Genomic DNA, 15,113 nt, shown 5'->3' with positions numbered 1-15,113 from the left:
GAGGTTTGGTCCACAACCAAGTGTAGTTATCCACAGGCTACTTGGCGTTTCTGTGGACAACTCACCGTCATGTCATCCCTGTTCGCCAACATCGGCTGGGGGCAGTCGCTTTGACGTGAGCGCGTCCAACCCCCTTGCCCGCGCCTCCCGTTCAGCCGCCAGCGCGATGAACTCCGCCACGTCCTCCGCGCCAACCAGCGCCTCCACCGCCCGCATTGTCTCCTCGGGCAAAGCCACGGAGCGTGACGAGATCCGCTCCGGTGGACCCTCGCAGGTGCCCAGGTGCTGCCGCAGCTGTCGTACCGCCAACAGCCTCATCGCACGGGCCAGTTCCGCGTCCACCGTCTGCTGTGCGAGCGGACGCAGCCGGCGTACGAGAGAGGCCGCTTCGGCCGCGTCGGCGTCGGTCGGACGGTGGGGTCCGTCGAGGTAGCGCGCGAAGACGTGCTCGGTGGTGAACTCCAGGAAACGGGCGGCGATGTGCTCGACCTGACCCCTCAACTCCCTGAGATGACCGGAGATGGCGGACAGCGGTACCCCGGCAGCGTGCAACTCGACGGCCACCGCGAGCTCTTGGGGACTGGGCACGAGGAAGCTGTCCTCGTCACCGGGCGCCGGCTCCAGAACGCCGAGCTCCACGGCGTCGGCGATCGCCGCGTCGTCGGGAGTGCCGCCGAACCGCTCCTCCAGCTCGGTGCGCGAGATCCGGACCGCCGCCTCGTCGCTCCACGGCCCGTCGACCTCGGCGACCAGTCCGAGCACTCCGCCGAGGCCGCGACCGGCGTCCCAGGCCTCCAGGAGTTCCTTGATGGAGGCCAGGGTGTAGCCGCGGTCGAGGAGGTCGGCGATCTGGCGCAGGCGGACGAGGTGGGCGTCGGAGTAGAGGTTGGCGCGGCCGCGGCGTTCGGGGCGGGGGAGCAGGCCACGGTCCTGGTAGGCGCGGATGGTGCGGACGGTGGCGCCGCTGAGGTGGGCGAGGTCCTCGATCCGGAGCGCCGGTACGTCACTCACACGACCACCCTGGGGTGCCGTTCATGCCGTCTGGCGTGGCAGAGGTCCGAAGGACGACGCCATGCCGGAGACCCGTCCCAGGGACCTCACAGCGGTGGCTCCAGCCGTGCGATCGCCCGCAGCGCGCGCGGTGCGACCCGGGACAGCAGACGTGCTCCGCGGGCCTCGGGTGTCACCGGTACCACCGCCTCGTTGCGCACGACCGCTCGCAGGATCGCGTCGGCGACCTTCTCCGGCGGGTAGTTCCGCAGTCCGTACAGCTGCGCGGACCGCTTCTGGCGGCGCTTCTCCTCGTCGGCGTCCACCCCGGCGAAGCGCGCGGTCGAGGTGATGTTGGTGTTGACGAAGCCGGGGCAGATCGCGCTCACTCCGATCCCCTGACCGGCCAGCTCCGCGCGCAGGCACTCGCTGAGCATCAGCACCGCCGCCTTGGAGGTGCTGTAGGCGGGCAGCGCCTTGGAGGGCTGATAGGCCGCCGCCGACGCGGTGTTGACGATGTGGCCGCCCTGTCCGCGCTCGGCCATCTGCCTGCCGAACAGCCGGCAGCCGTGGATGACGCCCCACAGGTTGACGTCGAGGACCTTCTTCCAGTCCTCGGGGCTGGTGTCGAAGAAGGAACCGCCCAGACCGATCCCGGCGTTGTTCACCAGGACGTCCACCACGCCGTACTCGGCGGCGACCTTCGCGGCGAGCTTCTCCATGGCCTGTTCGTCCGAGACGTCGACGGTCTCCGCCCAGGCCTCGGGGGAACCGAGCAGCCGGGACATCTCGGCGGTACGGGCCGCGCTCTGCGCGTCCCGGTCGACGGCGATCACGCGTGCGCCGGATTCCGCGAACGCGTAGGCGGTCGCCCGCCCGATGCCGCTGCCCGCGCCCGTGACCAGTACGAGCTGCCCGCCGAAGCGGTCGGCGTACTTGCCGGTGGCCGTCACCGCTTCGGGGCGCCCGCCTGCCACGGAGGTGACGAACTCCGAGATCCAGGAGGCCAGTTGGTCGGGGCGCGAGCGCGGTATCCAGTGCCGGGCCTGGAGGGTGCGCCGGGTCAACTGCGGGACCCACTGCTCCAGTCCGTCGCAGAGCCGCTCCGACAGGAACGCGTCCCCGGTGGGCGTGATGAGCTGCACGGGTGCGTGGGCGTAGGCGTCCGGGCGTGGCCTGCGCAGGCGGGGACGGACGTTGTCCCGGTACAGCCACGCCCCGTGTGCCGCGTCCGTCGGCAGCGACGAGGTCGGGTAGCCGTCGCCGGGGACCCGCTCGACGCGCTCCAGGAGGCGCGGCCAGGCTTTGGCGAGCGGGCCGCGCCAGGCGAGTTCGGGCAGCACGGGCGTGTGCAGCGCGTACACGTACCAGGACTTGGCGCCCTGGCCGAGGAGCTGGCCGACGCGGCGCGGAGTGGGGCGCTTGATCCGGCCGTTGATCCAGTGCCCGAGGTGGTCCAGGGACGGTCCGGACATCGAGGTGAAGGAGGCGATCCGGCCCTCGGTGCGCCGGACCGTGGTGAACTCCCAGCCCTGTACCGAGCCCCAGTCGTGCCCCACCAGGTGCACCGGCCGGTCCGGGCTGACCGCGTCCACGACGGCCAGGAAGTCGTCCGTCAGCTTCTCCAGGGTGAACCCGCCGCGCAGCGGCTGCGGCGCCGACGAGCGGCCGTGGCCCCGGACGTCGTAGAGCACGACGTGGAAGCGGTCCGACAGCCGCGACGCGAGCTGTGACCACACCTCCTTGCTGTCCGGATAGCCGTGCACCAGGACGACCGTCGGCCACGACGGGTCTCCCAGCTCGGCGACACACAGCTCGACGCCGCCGGTCCGTACCCTGCGCTCGCGCGCACCCTCAAGAGCCACGCCGCTCACTCCCCCTCCGTCCAGCGCCGCACGTGCGGCAGATCGTCGTCGAGCCAGAACGCGCTCTGTTCGGGGTCCTTGGAGTCGGTGACGACGAGGATCTCCTCGAACTTCGCGCCCGTGCCCCGGAAACCGAGGTGGGGTTCGACCGCCCACAGGCCGGGCTGCGGCGGATGGTCGGAGAAGCGGTACGGCGACCACAGCGGCGACCAGCCCTCGCGATGTCCGTGCAGCGCGTCGGCCGCCAGGCCCTTGAGGGACTGGGTGCCGAAGCCGAAGACCTTCGGCGACCAGCGGCGCTCCCGCACCCGGTCCACCTTGTGGGCGATCACCCCGAAGGGATACGCGCGGTGCCGGTTGGCGTAGCCCTGGCGGACCATGAGGCGGTCCACGTCCTGGTAGATCTCGCGCAGCGACCGCCGCTCACGCACCTCGCCGAGGATCAGCTCGCGGTGCGCCCGGAGGTCGTCCATCAGCTTGTCCTGCACCGGGTTGACGCCCAGCGAGCCCGAGTAGCCGATGTCCGCCGTGAAGCCCTCGTGGACCGGGGCCATGTCCAGGATGAACGGCATGCCCGGCTCCAGCCTGCGGTTCGTGGGGAAGAACTGAAGGGGGACGCGGAAGTTCACGAACGCCGTGCGGTCCCCGAACCAGGCGAAGGGCAGATGGAACCAGTCCCGGACCCCGCGCTCGCGGAGCCACTCGCGCTGCATCTGCGCCGCTTCACGCTCGGTCACCCCCGGCTCGAGGCGGGCCGCGACGGCCTCGGCGCACTCGTACGCCAGCCGCTGGACCTTTCTGAACCCGCGCAGTTCAGCGGCACGTTCGTCTGTCACTGCCGTCGTCATGCCACTCCGCCCCACCCAGTCCACGTCGACTGCGCTACGTGTCCGTAACTTGACAGCACCGAATGTGACAGTTGTTAGAGGCAGCGTCAATAGGCGGGTCGCGGCCTGTGGAGAACGCCCTCGCGTAGCTCTCAGGCATGGCATCCCCTACGGGCCCGTACATCTGGAGTCTGACCCGAAGACAGCTCTGCGGTGTGACGACCGGCGTGGTCCGCGTCACTACCGTCTATGGCGTGACTGTGATCGCGACCGAAAGCCTGAGCAAGCGGTTCCCCCGGGTGACCGCGCTTGACCGGCTCTCCGTCGACGTCGGGCCCGGTGTGACCGGACTCGTCGGAGCAAACGGAGCCGGCAAGTCCACTCTGATCAAGATCCTGCTGGGTCTGTCCCCCGCCACGGAGGGCCGTGCCGAAGTGCTCGGGCTCGACGTCGCCACCAAGGGCGGCGCCATCCGCGAGCGCGTGGGGTACATGCCGGAGCACGACTGTCTGCCGCCCGACGTCTCGGCGACCGAGTTCGTCGTCCATATGGCGCGCATGTCCGGCCTGCCGCCCGCCGCCGCGCGCGAACGCACCGCGGACACGCTGCGCCACGTCGGGCTGTACGAGGAGCGGTACCGCCCCATCGGCGGCTACTCCACCGGCATGAAGCAGCGCGTGAAGCTGGCCCAGGCCCTGGTCCACGACCCGCAGCTGGTCTTCCTGGACGAGCCGACCAACGGCCTCGACCCGGTGGGCCGCGACGACATGCTGGGCCTGATCCGGCGTATCTACACCGACTTCGGCATCTCGGTCCTGGTCACCTCGCACCTGCTGGGCGAACTGGAACGTACCTGCGACCACGTCGTCGTCGTGGACGGCGGCAAGCTGCTGCGGTCCAGCTCCACCACCGACTTCACCCAGACCACGACCACCCTGGCGATCGAGGTCACCGACACCGACGCGCATCCCGACGGAACCCGCGCGGTACGAGAAGCGCTCCACGCGCGCGGGGTGGAAGTCCTCGATGCGAGCAGCGCCCTGCCGGGCGCCGGCCACATCCTGCTGCTGACCGCACAGGGCGAGGAGACGTACGACGTCGTCCGGGACGCGGTCGCCGACCTCGGCCTCGGCCTGGTCCGCATGGAGCAGCGTCGGCATCACATCTCCGAGGTCTTCACGGACGACCAGGACACCAGCGAGCAGCGGAAGGAGGCCGTCGGCCATGGCAGTTGAGCAGCCCCTGTCGACACCGGGTGACCAGACCCGCATCCACAACATCGGCTACCGCACCTACGACGGCCCCCGTCTCGGCCGCTCCTACGCCACCCGATCCCTCTACTCGCAGTCCCTGCGCGGCTCCTACGGCCTCGGCCGTTCGGTGAAGTCCAAGGTGCTGCCGATGCTGCTGTTCGTGGTGATGTGCGTGCCCGCGGCCATCATGGTCGCCGTCGCGGTCGCCACCAAGGCCAACGACCTGCCCGTCGACTACACGCGCTACGCGATCGTCATGCAGGCCGTCATCAGCCTCTACATCGCCTCCCAGGCACCCCAGTCCGTCTCGCGCGACCTGCGCTTCAAGACCGTGCCGCTGTACTTCTCGCGGCCGATCGAGACCGCCGACTACGTCCGCGCGAAGTACGCGGCGCTGGCCTCGGCGATGTTCATCCTCACCGCCGCCCCCCTCCTCGTGCTCTACGTGGGCGCGCTGCTGGCCAAGCTGGACTTCGCCGACCAGACCAAGGGATTCGCGCAGGGACTCGTCTCGGTGGCACTGCTCTCGCTGCTGTTCGCCGGCATCGGCCTGGTCATCGCCTCGGTCACCCCGCGCCGCGGCTTCGGCATCGCGGCCGTGATCGCCGTCATGACGATCTCCTACGGCGCGGTCTCCACGCTCCAGGCCATCGCCGACGCCCAGGGCAGCACGGACGCCGTCCCGTGGATCGGGCTGTTCTCCCCGGTCACGCTCATCGACGGACTGCAGACCGCGTTCCTCGGTGCGAGCTCGGCGTTCCCCGGCGCGGCAGGTCCTTCGAACGGTGAGGGCGTGGTCTACGTCCTGGCCGTCCTCGGCCTCATCGCCGCCTGCTACGGCCTTCTGCTGCGCCGCTACCGAAAGGTCGGACTGTGACCACGCTCAACATCGACCACGTCTCGCGCTGGTTCGGCAACGTGGTCGCCGTCAACGACATCACCATGACGATCGGCCCCGGCGTCACCGGCCTCCTCGGCCCCAACGGCGCAGGAAAGTCCACCCTGATCAACATGATGGGCGGCTTCCTCGCCCCCTCCACCGGCACCGTCACCCTCGACGGCCAGCAGGTGTGGCGCAACGAGAACATCTACAAGCACATCGGCATCGTCCCCGAGCGCGAGGCGATGTACGACTTCCTCACCGGCCGCGAATTCGTCGTCGCCAACGCCGAGTTGCACGGTCTGGGAGCCAAGGCCGCCCAGAAGGCGCTGGCCACGGTCGAGATGGAGTACGCGCAGGACCGCAAGATCCAGACGTACTCCAAGGGCATGCGCCAGCGCGTGAAGATGGCCAGTGCCCTGGTCCACGACCCGTCGCTGCTCCTCCTTGACGAGCCCTTCAACGGCATGGACCCGCGTCAGCGCATGCAGCTCATGGACCTGCTGCGACGCATGGGCGACGAGGGCCGCACGGTGCTGTTCTCCTCCCACATCCTCGAAGAGGTCGAGCAACTCGCCTGGCACATCGAGGTCGTGGTGGCCGGACGCCACGCGGCCAGCGGCGACTTCCGCAAGATCCGCCGCCTGATGACCGACCGGCCGCACCGCTACCTGGTGCGCTCCAGCGACGACCGCGCCCTCGCGGCCGCGCTGATCGCCGACCCGTCGACGTCCGGCATCGAAGTCGACCTGGCGGAGGGCGCGTTGCGCATCCAGGCCGTCGACTTCGGCCGTTTCACCACGCTGCTGCCCAAGGTCGCCCGCGACCACGGCATCCGGCTGCTCACGGTCTCGCCGTCCGACGAGTCCCTCGAGTCCGTGTTCTCGTATCTGGTCGCGGCGTAGGAGGCCCAAGATGTACGACCCCACAGTCGCCCGACTCACCTACCGGGCCCTGCTCGGCCGTCGCCGGGCCCTCATCCTGGGCGCCCTGCCCGCGCTGCTGATCCTGATCTCCGTGATTGTGCGGGGTCTGGTGGGCGCCGACGACCAGACCACGGCCGACCTCCTGGGCGGCCTCGCGCTGGCCACGATGGTGCCGATCATCGGCGTCATCGCCGGCACGGGCGCGATCGGCCCGGAGATCGACGACGGCTCGGTGGTGTATCTGCTGTCCAAGCCGATCAAACGGCCGACGATCATCTTCACCAAGCTGATCGTCGCGGTCGCCGTGACCATGGTGTTCTCGGCGCTGCCGACCCTGATCGCGGGCTTCATCCTCAACGGCAACGGCCAGCAGATCGCCGTCGCCTACACGGTGGCCGCGCTGGTCTCCTCCATCGCCTACGCCGCGCTGTTCCTGCTGCTCGGCACGGTGTCCCGGCACGCGGTGGTCTTCGGCCTCGTCTACGCCCTTGTCTGGGAGGCCCTGTTCGGCTCCCTGGTCGCCGGGGCGCGCACGCTCAGCGTCCAGCAGTGGTCGCTGGCCGTGGCCCACAAGGTCGCCGGCGGGGACCTGGTGACTTCGGACGTCGGGCTGACGACGGCCACGGTGCTGCTGGTCGCGGTGACCGTCCTCGCCACCTGGTACGCGGGACAGAAGCTGAGGACGCTGACGCTGGCGGGCGAGGAGTAGACGCCGGGCTTATTGACGGGGACTTCACTCCTGCCCGGGCAGACTGGGCAGCAGGGGATGCACTGCGAGGAGGAACGGGGATGGCGGACGCGCACTACGACGGGCGGGCACGATCCGGGGACGACACCTGGGACAGGCTCGTCCTGGACGAGGACTTCATACGCTCGGCGGAGTCCTCCGAGCCGTCCGCCCGGGCCCGTATGCTCGCCGCCCGCTGGCGCAGCGAGAAGCCCGAGCCGCAGCCGTGGCGTTCCGACGAGCCGCCCGCGGGCTGGTTCTTCAGCAAGGCGCGCCGCAAGTGGTGGCGGCGGTAGGCGAACACCCGGCCGTTTTAATCAGTGGCGTCCAACTCGGCGTACAGGCACGATGGTTGTGTCCACGCCGGACAGTGACTCCGGCGCCACGTTCTGGGAGAGGAGTTGGGCGATGTCGATGCACGACAGTACGTCCAGCTCCCGTCAGGGCAGTCCGCGGCGGGTTCCGGTGTAGTTACGCCACCGCCGAACCCGCTCGCACGGGAGCTGCCCGGGGCGGCCGCTTCGAGCACGCGATGTCGCTCTCGCGTGGGTCGCCCACCCGGAGGATTGGCCGAGTGGAAAGGCACCGGCTTGCTAAGCCGCGGTCGGGGGAAACCCCGCGCACGTTCGATCCGTGCATCCTCCGCAACATGTTGAAGCACACGGCACTGGACCCACCCAGGGGCGCGGGGAACTGCGTGACCAGCCACGGACGGCCCGCAGTTCACCGCAGCCTCACCCCAGCAGACGCTCCAGGACCACTGCGATCCCGTCGTCCTCGTTGGACGCGGTCACCTCGTCGGCAACCGCCTTGAGCTCCTCATGCGCGTTGCCCATGGCCACACCCCGAGCAGCCCACCCGAACATCGGCACATCATTCGGCATATCGCCGAAGGCGATCGTGTCCGCGGCCTTCAGACCGAGCCGACGGGCCGCCAGTGACAACCCCGTCGCCTTCGACAACCCCAACGGCAGCAGCTCGACGATCCCCGCACCGGCCATCGCGACGCTGACGAACCCACCCGCGGCCCGCCGGGACGCCTCCGCCAGTTCGTCGTCCGACAGCTCCGGATGCTGGATGTAGATCTTGTTCAGCGGCGCGGACCACAGATCGGCCGCATCCGTGAACGGTGTCGCAGGCAGGTCCCCGGTGAGCGCATATCCCTGCCCCACCAGCACCGCACCGTCGAGACCGTCCCGGCTCGCCGCGAGGTACAGCGGCCCGACCTCCGCCTCGATCTTGGCCAGCGCGACTCCCGCCAGCTGCCGATCGAGCGTCACCGACGTCAGCAGCCGATGCTCCCCGGCGTGGTACACCTGCCCACCCTGCCCGCAGACCGCGAGCCCCTCGTAGCCGAGGTCGTCGAGGATGTGCCGTGTCCATGGCACCGCGCGGCCGGTGACGACGATGTGCGCCGCACCGGCCTCGGTCGCCGCCGCGAGAGCGGCACGCGTGCGCTGCGAGACCGACTCGTCGGAGCGCAGGAGCGTCCCGTCGAGGTCGGTCGCGATCAGCTTGAAGGGAAACTCAGCGGCCGTACTCACTTGGCAACGGGCTCCAGCACCTCACGCCCGCCCAGGTACGGACGCAGCACCGGCGGCACGTACACGGAGCCGTCGGCCTGCTGGTGGTTCTCCAGGAGCGCCACGATCGTGCGCGGTACGGCGCACAGCGTGCCGTTGAGCGTCGCGAGCGGCTGCACCTTCTTGCCGTCGCGCTGGCGCACCGACAGCCGGCGGGCCTGGAAGCTGTCGCAGTTGGAGGCCGAGGTCAGCTCGCGGTACTTGCCCTGGGTCGGGATCCACGCCTCGCAGTCGAACTTCCGGGACGCCGACGCGCCGAGGTCGCCCGAGGCCACGTCGATGACCTGGAAGGGCAGCTCGAGGCCGGTCAGCCACTGCTTCTCCCAGTCCAGGAGCCGCTGGTGCTCGTTCTCGGCGTCCTCGGGGGCGACGTACGAGAACATCTCGACCTTGTCGAACTGGTGCACGCGGAAGATGCCACGCGTGTCCTTGCCGTAGGTGCCGGCCTCGCGGCGGAAGCACGGCGAGAAGCCGGCGTAGCGCAGCGGCAGCTTGTCGGCGTCGAGGATCTCGTCCATGTGGTAGGCGGCGAGCGGGACCTCGGAGGTGCCGACCAGGTAGTAGTCGTCCTTCTCCAGGTGGTACACGTTCTCCGCGGCCTGGCCGAGGAAGCCGGTGCCCTCCATGGCGCGCGGGCGGACCAGCGCGGGGGTGAGCATCGGGATGAAGCCGGCCTCGGTGGCCTGGGCGATCGCCGCGTTGACGAGGGCGAGCTCCAGGAGCGCGCCGACACCCGTCAGGTAGTAGAAGCGCGAGCCGGACACCTTGGCGCCGCGCTCGACGTCGATGGCGCCCAGCGACTCGCCGAGTTCCAGGTGGTCCTTGGGCTCGAAGCCCTCGGCGCCGAAGTCGCGGATGGTGCCGTGCGTCTCGAGGACGACGAAGTCCTCCTCGCCGCCGACGGGGACGTCGGGGTGGACGAGGTTGCCGAGCTGGAGTGCGAGGCGCTTGGTCTCCTCGTCGGCCTCGTGCTGCTCGGCGTCGGCCGCCTTGACGTCGGCGGCCAGCTGGCCCGCCTTCTTCAGGAGCTCGGCCTTCTCGTCGCCGGAGGCCTTGGGGATGAGCTTGCCGAGGTTCTTCTGCTCGGAACGCAGCTCGTCGAAGCGGACGCCGGACGACCTGCGCCGCTCGTCGGCAGACAGGAGGGCGTCGACGAGCGCGACGTCCTCTCCACGGGCGCGCTGGGACGCGCGCACTCGGTCGGGGTCCTCACGGAGCAGGCGAAGGTCAATCACGCGGCCAAGGCTACCGGTGCCTGGTGAGAGCCCACGACTCGCTATTCCGAACTACGTCTTACGTACCGTTATGGGGGAATTGCGTACTGTGTCAATAAAAGGCATCTCACTCCCTGGAACGAGGCAAGGGAGAGGCGGCCGGTTGACTCGATTTCCTTGTGGGGGACGGGACTTGGAGGCTGCTCTGTCCACAGGAATCCACACCCCCGGAAAGTTATCCACAGGGTGTGCGAAAGATCTGTGGACTTCGGAAGTGATCATTCCCAATCGACCTCGACGGGCTGAGAATTCCCGATCCAAACCCTGTTCAGGCCCACTTTCGGGTGGAAATGGGTCACCCCAAAGGATTGATCGATGGAAACGGGTGGACGAAGGGTGACCTGTGGAGCTGTGGACGAAGTTGAGGGCTGTAGGGCGATTTGTCGACTGGGCAGCGCTTCCGTGTCGACTTGTCCCCAGGTCGAGACGGCAGCCTGTGGATAACTCCTGTGGATAACGAAAATATGCAGGTAGGAACGGCTGGAAACCCTGCGTACTCCTGCTGGACGCTTGCTAGAAACGCCCGTCCTGGCAACGAGCGACCCAGTCCGCCGCCGCCACGAACTCCTCGTCCGACGTGCCGCGCAGCGGCGGCTGTACGTCGGCCGTGGTCATGTCCGCACGGGGGTACGAGCCGAGGTACCGCACATCGAGGCAGATCCGCTTGAGCCCCATCAGGGCCTCGGAGACCCGGCGGTCGGAGATGTGTCCCTCGGCGTCGATGCAGAAGCAGTAGTTGCCGATTCCGGCACCGGTGGGCCGGGACTGCAGCACCGTCAGGTTGATGCCCCGGGTGGCGAACTCGCCCAGCAGATCGCGCAGACCGCCGGGGTGGTCGTCGCGCTGCCACAGCACCACGGACGTCTTGTCGGCACCGGTCGGCGCGGCGGGCCGGGCAGGCCTGCCGACCAGCACGAACCGGGTCTGGGCGTTCTCCGCGTCGTGGATGTTGGTCTCCAGCGCCTCCAGGCCGTACCGGGCAGCCGCGAACTCGCCCGCGAAGGCGGCGTCGTACTGGCCCTCCTGGACCAGGCGCGCGGCGTCCGCGTTGGAGGCGGCGGACTCCCAGAGGGCGTCCGGAAGGTTCTTCTTCAGCCAGTTGCGGACCTGCGGCTGGGCGGCCGGGTGCGCGGAGACCGTCTTGATCCCCGAAAGCTCGGTGCCGGGCCTGACCAGCAGCGCGAAGGTGATCGACAGCAACACCTCGCGGTAGATCATCAGCGGGGCGCCGGCGACCAGCTCGTCGAGGGTGGTGGTGATGCCGCCCTCGACGGAGTTCTCGATCGGCACGAACGCGGCCTCGGCCTCGCCCGCGCGCACCGCGTCCAGCGCGGACTGCACGGACACATACGGGATCAGCTCCCGCGTGGCCGTCTCCGGAAGCGTGCGCAGGGCGACTTCGGTGAAGGTGCCTTCAGGACCGAGATACGCATAGCTCGCTGGCATGACCTCACCCTAATGGCCCTTGCGCAGCCTGGCGCACACGTCTCACGACAGCCCCTCCGCTGAGTGAACCGGCGTGACCGGAAGCCACCCCGGGCGTTCGCGTGACCCTCCCCGGACCGCACGACCGCCCCGCCCGCTCACCCCTCCAGCAACCTCTGCCCCACGTACTCCCCTTCGGCGGCTCCGCCCGGCACCGCGAACAGCCCGCTCGACTCGTGCCGGATGAACTTCGACAAGGCGTCACCGCGATCGAGCTTGCGCTGCACGGTGACGAAGCCGCGCAGCGGGTCGGCCTGCCAGCACACGAAGAGCAGCCCCGCGTCCGGCACCCCGTCCGTGCCGATGCCGTCGTGGTACGAGAACGGGCGCCGCAGCAACGCCGCTCCGCCGTTCTGGTCGGGCCGGGTAATGCGCGCGTGGGCGTTGATCGGGACGACCAGATCGCCCTTGGCGTCCGTCTTCTCCAGGTCCATCTCGGTCGTCTCGGAGCCCCCGGAGAGCGCCGCCCCGTTCGCCTTGCGGCGCCCGATGACGTTCTCCTGCTCGGTGACCGAGAGGTTCTCCCAGTCGTCGAGGAGCATGCGGATACGACGTACGACGGCGTAGGAACCGTTCGCCATCCAGGACGGGTCGTTCGAACCGGAGGACGGCACGAAGATCCGCTGGTCGAAGTCGGACTCGCTCGGCTTCGGATTGCGGGTGCCGTCGATCTGGCCCATGAGGTTCCGGGCCGTCATGGGGTGGGCGGTGGCACCCGGCGACCGGTTGAACCCGTTCATCTGCCACCGGACGCGGGCCGCGCTCCCCGCGTCCTTCTGGATCGCGCGCAGGGCATGGAAGGCGACCAGTGCGTCATTGGCGCCGATCTGCACCCACAGGTCGCCGTCGCTGCGCGCCTTGTCGAGCTGATCGGAGGAGAAGTCGGGCAACGGGTCCAGCGCGACCGGGCGCTGCTTCTCGAGGCCGGTCCTGGCGAAGAAGCCGTGTCCGAACCCGAAGGTGATGGTGAGCGCCGACGGACCGGCGTCCCGCGCGACATCCGTGTCGTCCGAGGCCGTCCCTTCGCCCGCCATCAGCCGCCGGGCCGTCTCCGACCAGCGGCGCAGCAGCGCGGCCGCGCCCTTGCGGCCGGCGCCCGCCGCCAGGTCGAAGGCGACGAGGTGGCCGCGGGCCTGGAGGCCCTGGAGGATGCCGGGCTGATGTTTCCCGTGAAACATCGCCTCGTCGGCGCCGACCGAGGTGAGCGGCGTGGCCTCGGAGGGCCGGGCGGCATACCCGACGGCCCCGCCGGCCGCGCCGAGCACGAGCCCGGTGGCACCGGCGGTCCCGAGCAGCCGGCGCCGCGAAACGCCTTCCTTGAGGACGGCGTTGTCAAGAGTGCCGTCATCAAGTGCTCTGTCGGGAGTACGGGCCTCCGGAATGGACTGGTCAGCCATGGTGGTTCAGCCGATCTGCGCGTTCTTCGAGACGGTGGTCTGGTCGATGTCGGAGGTCCGCACGGTCACCGCGATCTTCCAGTCGCCCGCCATGGGGAGCTGGATGCCGTTGGCCGACCAGTGTCCGGTGGTGATGTGGTCGGGGACGACGGGCAGTGGTCCGATGCCCTTGGACTCGAGGGTGAAGGAGACCTTCACCTCGGGTACGTCGAAGCCGCGCCCATTGGGCCGCTCCACGTAGACGTGCATCTCGTTGGCGCCCACGCGCGCGGGGTCGAGATCGATCCGCACGAGGCCCTTGCCGTCCTCGCCGCCGGTGTCGAACGGCATGTCGAGCGTCAGCGCGCCCGAGGACGAGGTGGAGGAGGAAGCGGACGACGACGTGGCCGCCTTGGCCTCCTCCTCGGTGCGGCCTGGCTCGGTCTGGGTCAGCACGGTGGTGATGGCGAGCAGGACGACGGCGACGCTCGCCTCGGCGAGCACCGAGCGGCGCAGCCCGAACCGATCCGGGTCGGCGTCCCGCTGCCGCCGCTGCCGCGCCGCGTCGACGGCGGCCTGCTGCCGGGCGAGCTGGGCGGCCCGCTTGGAGCCGCCGCCCTTGGCATTGGCACTGACGTGCTCCTTCTCCCGCTCCGGAGCCTCCTCCTGGTCCGGAACCTCCACCGAGGGCGCCACCGCGCTGTCCCCCAGCCGCGCGGTCCACCGCCGGGAGATCCACGCGATGCCCACCAGCAGCGTCACGAGCCCGATCTTGACGAGGAGCAGCTGTCCGTACGTCGTGTCGGTGAAGGCCGACCAGGAACCGAGCTGGCGCCACGACTGGTAGATGCCGGTGGCGACGAGGGTCACAACGCTGCTGAAGGCGAGGCGGGAGAAGCGGCGAACGGCGGAGCGCTCGATCGGGGTGTCCGCCCGGTACAGCGTCACCAGGAGCGCGGTCAGCCCGCCCAGCCAGGCCGCGACCGCCAGCAGATGCACCACGTCGACGGGCATCGCGATGCCGGTCTGGAGCCCGGTCGAGGCGTGCTCGGCCATCGCCCAGCTCGCCGCGAGCCCGGCGGCCACGACGGTGCCGCCGATGGAGAGCCCGAAGGTGAGGTCCCGCTTCTCCTGGTCCTCGCGTTTGTCGTACGCCCCGAAGAGCACGGCGATGAACAGTGCCGCCGCGGCGAGCAGCAGCAGCCGGGAGACCATCGACGCGCCGGTCTTGGTCTGCAGGACCTGTCCGAGCAGGCTCAGGTCGAAGACGTCGCCGAGCTTGCCGCTGCCGGTGTACGAGCCGCGCAGGAGCAGCAGCAGGAGGGTGGCCGAGGTGAGCGCGAGCCACCCGGAGACGACGAGCCGCTGCAGGGCCCGTACGCCGGCGCCGCGCTGCCAGCAGGCCAGCACGAAGGCGGCGCCGCCGACCATGACGATGAACCCGGCGTAGGAGACGTAGCGCCCGAAGCCGTAGAGCCAGCCGACGACTCCGCCGCCGGCGGTCGGGCCGGAGGCCGAGACGGTGGTCTTCGAGGGGGCGCCGACGGAGAAGGTGTAGGCCCCGGCGACGGGGTGGCTGTCCTCGGAGACGACCTGGTAGGTGACGGTGTAGGTGCCGTCGGGCAGTCCGCTGTGCAGCTGGACGGCGTAGGTCGTGCCGCTGACGTCGGACGGCTTGCCGGTGTCGACGCGCTTGCCCTTGGGGTCGAGGACCCGCAGGGAGTCGTCGGACATCGCGACCTTCTCGGAGAAGGTGAGCGAGACCTGGGTCGGGGCCTTGTCGACCACCACCCCCTGCTGGGGGTCGCTGCCGGTCAGCGCGGCGTGCGCGGAGGCCGGTCCGGCACCGGCGAGAAGCAGTCCGGTGGCCGCGAGAAGCAGCAGCACCAGGATCCGGACGCGGGGGGCGATGGTCTGCGTCAAGGTG

13 protein-coding genes and 1 tRNA gene are annotated in these 15,113 nt (G+C 69.7%); 6 read left to right on the top strand and 8 right to left on the bottom strand.

Going from position 1 to position 15,113, the window contains the following annotated elements; all coding sequences use genetic code 11:
• Positions 1 to 72: 72 nt before the first annotated feature.
• The 3 genes from ACWD3I_RS06800 to ACWD3I_RS06790 all read right to left on the bottom strand — a co-directional run bounded on the left by ACWD3I_RS06800 (position 73) and on the right by ACWD3I_RS06790 (position 3,703).
• Positions 73 to 1,011, bottom strand: a complete 939-nt coding sequence (locus tag ACWD3I_RS06800; protein ID WP_365393293.1) for a MerR family transcriptional regulator — start codon at positions 1,009 to 1,011, stop codon at positions 73 to 75.
• An 86-nt stretch (positions 1,012 to 1,097) separates the two neighbouring features.
• Positions 1,098 to 2,855, bottom strand: a complete 1,758-nt coding sequence (locus ACWD3I_RS06795; protein ID WP_365393290.1) for an SDR family oxidoreductase — start codon at positions 2,853 to 2,855, stop codon at positions 1,098 to 1,100.
• A gap of 5 nt (positions 2,856 to 2,860) precedes the next feature.
• Positions 2,861 to 3,703, bottom strand: a complete 843-nt coding sequence (locus ACWD3I_RS06790) for a M24 family metallopeptidase (RefSeq protein WP_365393288.1) — start codon at positions 3,701 to 3,703, stop codon at positions 2,861 to 2,863.
• Positions 3,704 to 3,942: 239 nt separating this feature from the next.
• Here ACWD3I_RS06790 and ACWD3I_RS06785 point away from each other — a divergent pair, with 239 nt between their 5' ends.
• From ACWD3I_RS06785 to ACWD3I_RS06760, 6 genes are all read left to right on the top strand, one after another.
• Positions 3,943 to 4,917 (top strand): ABC transporter ATP-binding protein, encoded by a 975-nt coding sequence (locus tag ACWD3I_RS06785; RefSeq protein WP_365393705.1) that lies wholly within the window; start codon positions 3,943 to 3,945, stop codon positions 4,915 to 4,917.
• Entirely contained in the window at positions 4,907 to 5,812 is a 906-nt protein-coding gene (locus ACWD3I_RS06780) for an ABC transporter permease (RefSeq protein WP_365393285.1), read from the top strand. Before ACWD3I_RS06785 ends, ACWD3I_RS06780 begins: the two co-directional genes overlap by 11 nt.
• Positions 5,809 to 6,720 carry an ABC transporter ATP-binding protein gene (locus ACWD3I_RS06775; protein ID WP_365393282.1) on the top strand — a complete coding sequence of 304 codons (912 nt, stop codon included), beginning with the start codon at positions 5,809 to 5,811 and terminating at the stop codon, positions 6,718 to 6,720. Before ACWD3I_RS06780 ends, ACWD3I_RS06775 begins: the two co-directional genes overlap by 4 nt.
• Positions 6,721 to 6,730: 10 nt before the next feature.
• Entirely contained in the window at positions 6,731 to 7,450 is a 720-nt protein-coding gene (locus ACWD3I_RS06770; protein ID WP_266890190.1) for an ABC transporter permease, read from the top strand.
• Between the two features lie 80 nt (positions 7,451 to 7,530).
• Complete coding sequence (locus ACWD3I_RS06765; RefSeq protein ID WP_365393279.1) at positions 7,531 to 7,764, top strand: SGM_3592 family protein; 234 nt, start codon at positions 7,531 to 7,533, stop codon at positions 7,762 to 7,764.
• Between the two features lie 264 nt (positions 7,765 to 8,028).
• A tRNA-Ser gene (locus ACWD3I_RS06760) sits at positions 8,029 to 8,113 on the top strand.
• An 89-nt stretch (positions 8,114 to 8,202) separates the two neighbouring features.
• On the opposite strand, the gene ACWD3I_RS06755 is transcribed toward ACWD3I_RS06760, so the two are convergent.
• The 5 genes from ACWD3I_RS06755 to ACWD3I_RS06735 form a co-directional block, all read right to left on the bottom strand.
• A complete protein-coding gene (locus tag ACWD3I_RS06755) occupies positions 8,203 to 9,012 on the bottom strand; it encodes an HAD family hydrolase (protein WP_365393276.1) in 810 nt (269 codons plus the stop codon).
• The gene (gene serS / locus ACWD3I_RS06750) at positions 9,009 to 10,286 is read right to left on the bottom strand and encodes a serine--tRNA ligase (protein ID WP_046256448.1); all 1,278 of its coding nucleotides are present in this window, start codon (positions 10,284 to 10,286) and stop codon (positions 9,009 to 9,011) included. Before serS ends, ACWD3I_RS06755 begins: the two co-directional genes overlap by 4 nt.
• A gap of 552 nt (positions 10,287 to 10,838) precedes the next feature.
• Positions 10,839 to 11,771, bottom strand: coding sequence for a prephenate dehydratase (gene pheA, locus ACWD3I_RS06745; protein ID WP_351675209.1), 933 nt, complete (start codon positions 11,769 to 11,771; stop codon positions 10,839 to 10,841).
• A 137-nt stretch (positions 11,772 to 11,908) separates the two neighbouring features.
• Positions 11,909 to 13,207, bottom strand: a complete 1,299-nt coding sequence (gene efeB / locus ACWD3I_RS06740) for an iron uptake transporter deferrochelatase/peroxidase subunit (RefSeq protein ID WP_365393272.1) — start codon at positions 13,205 to 13,207, stop codon at positions 11,909 to 11,911.
• A 6-nt stretch (positions 13,208 to 13,213) separates the two neighbouring features.
• Positions 13,214 to 15,109, bottom strand: coding sequence for a copper resistance CopC/CopD family protein (locus ACWD3I_RS06735; RefSeq protein WP_365393269.1), 1,896 nt, complete (start codon positions 15,107 to 15,109; stop codon positions 13,214 to 13,216).
• Positions 15,110 to 15,113: the final 4 nt, after the last annotated feature.

The sequence above is a fragment of the Streptomyces sp. NPDC002817 genome (assembly GCF_053592055.1).
Note: the sequence above shows the minus strand (reverse complement) of the source record. Positions and strands in the feature narration are given on the sequence as shown.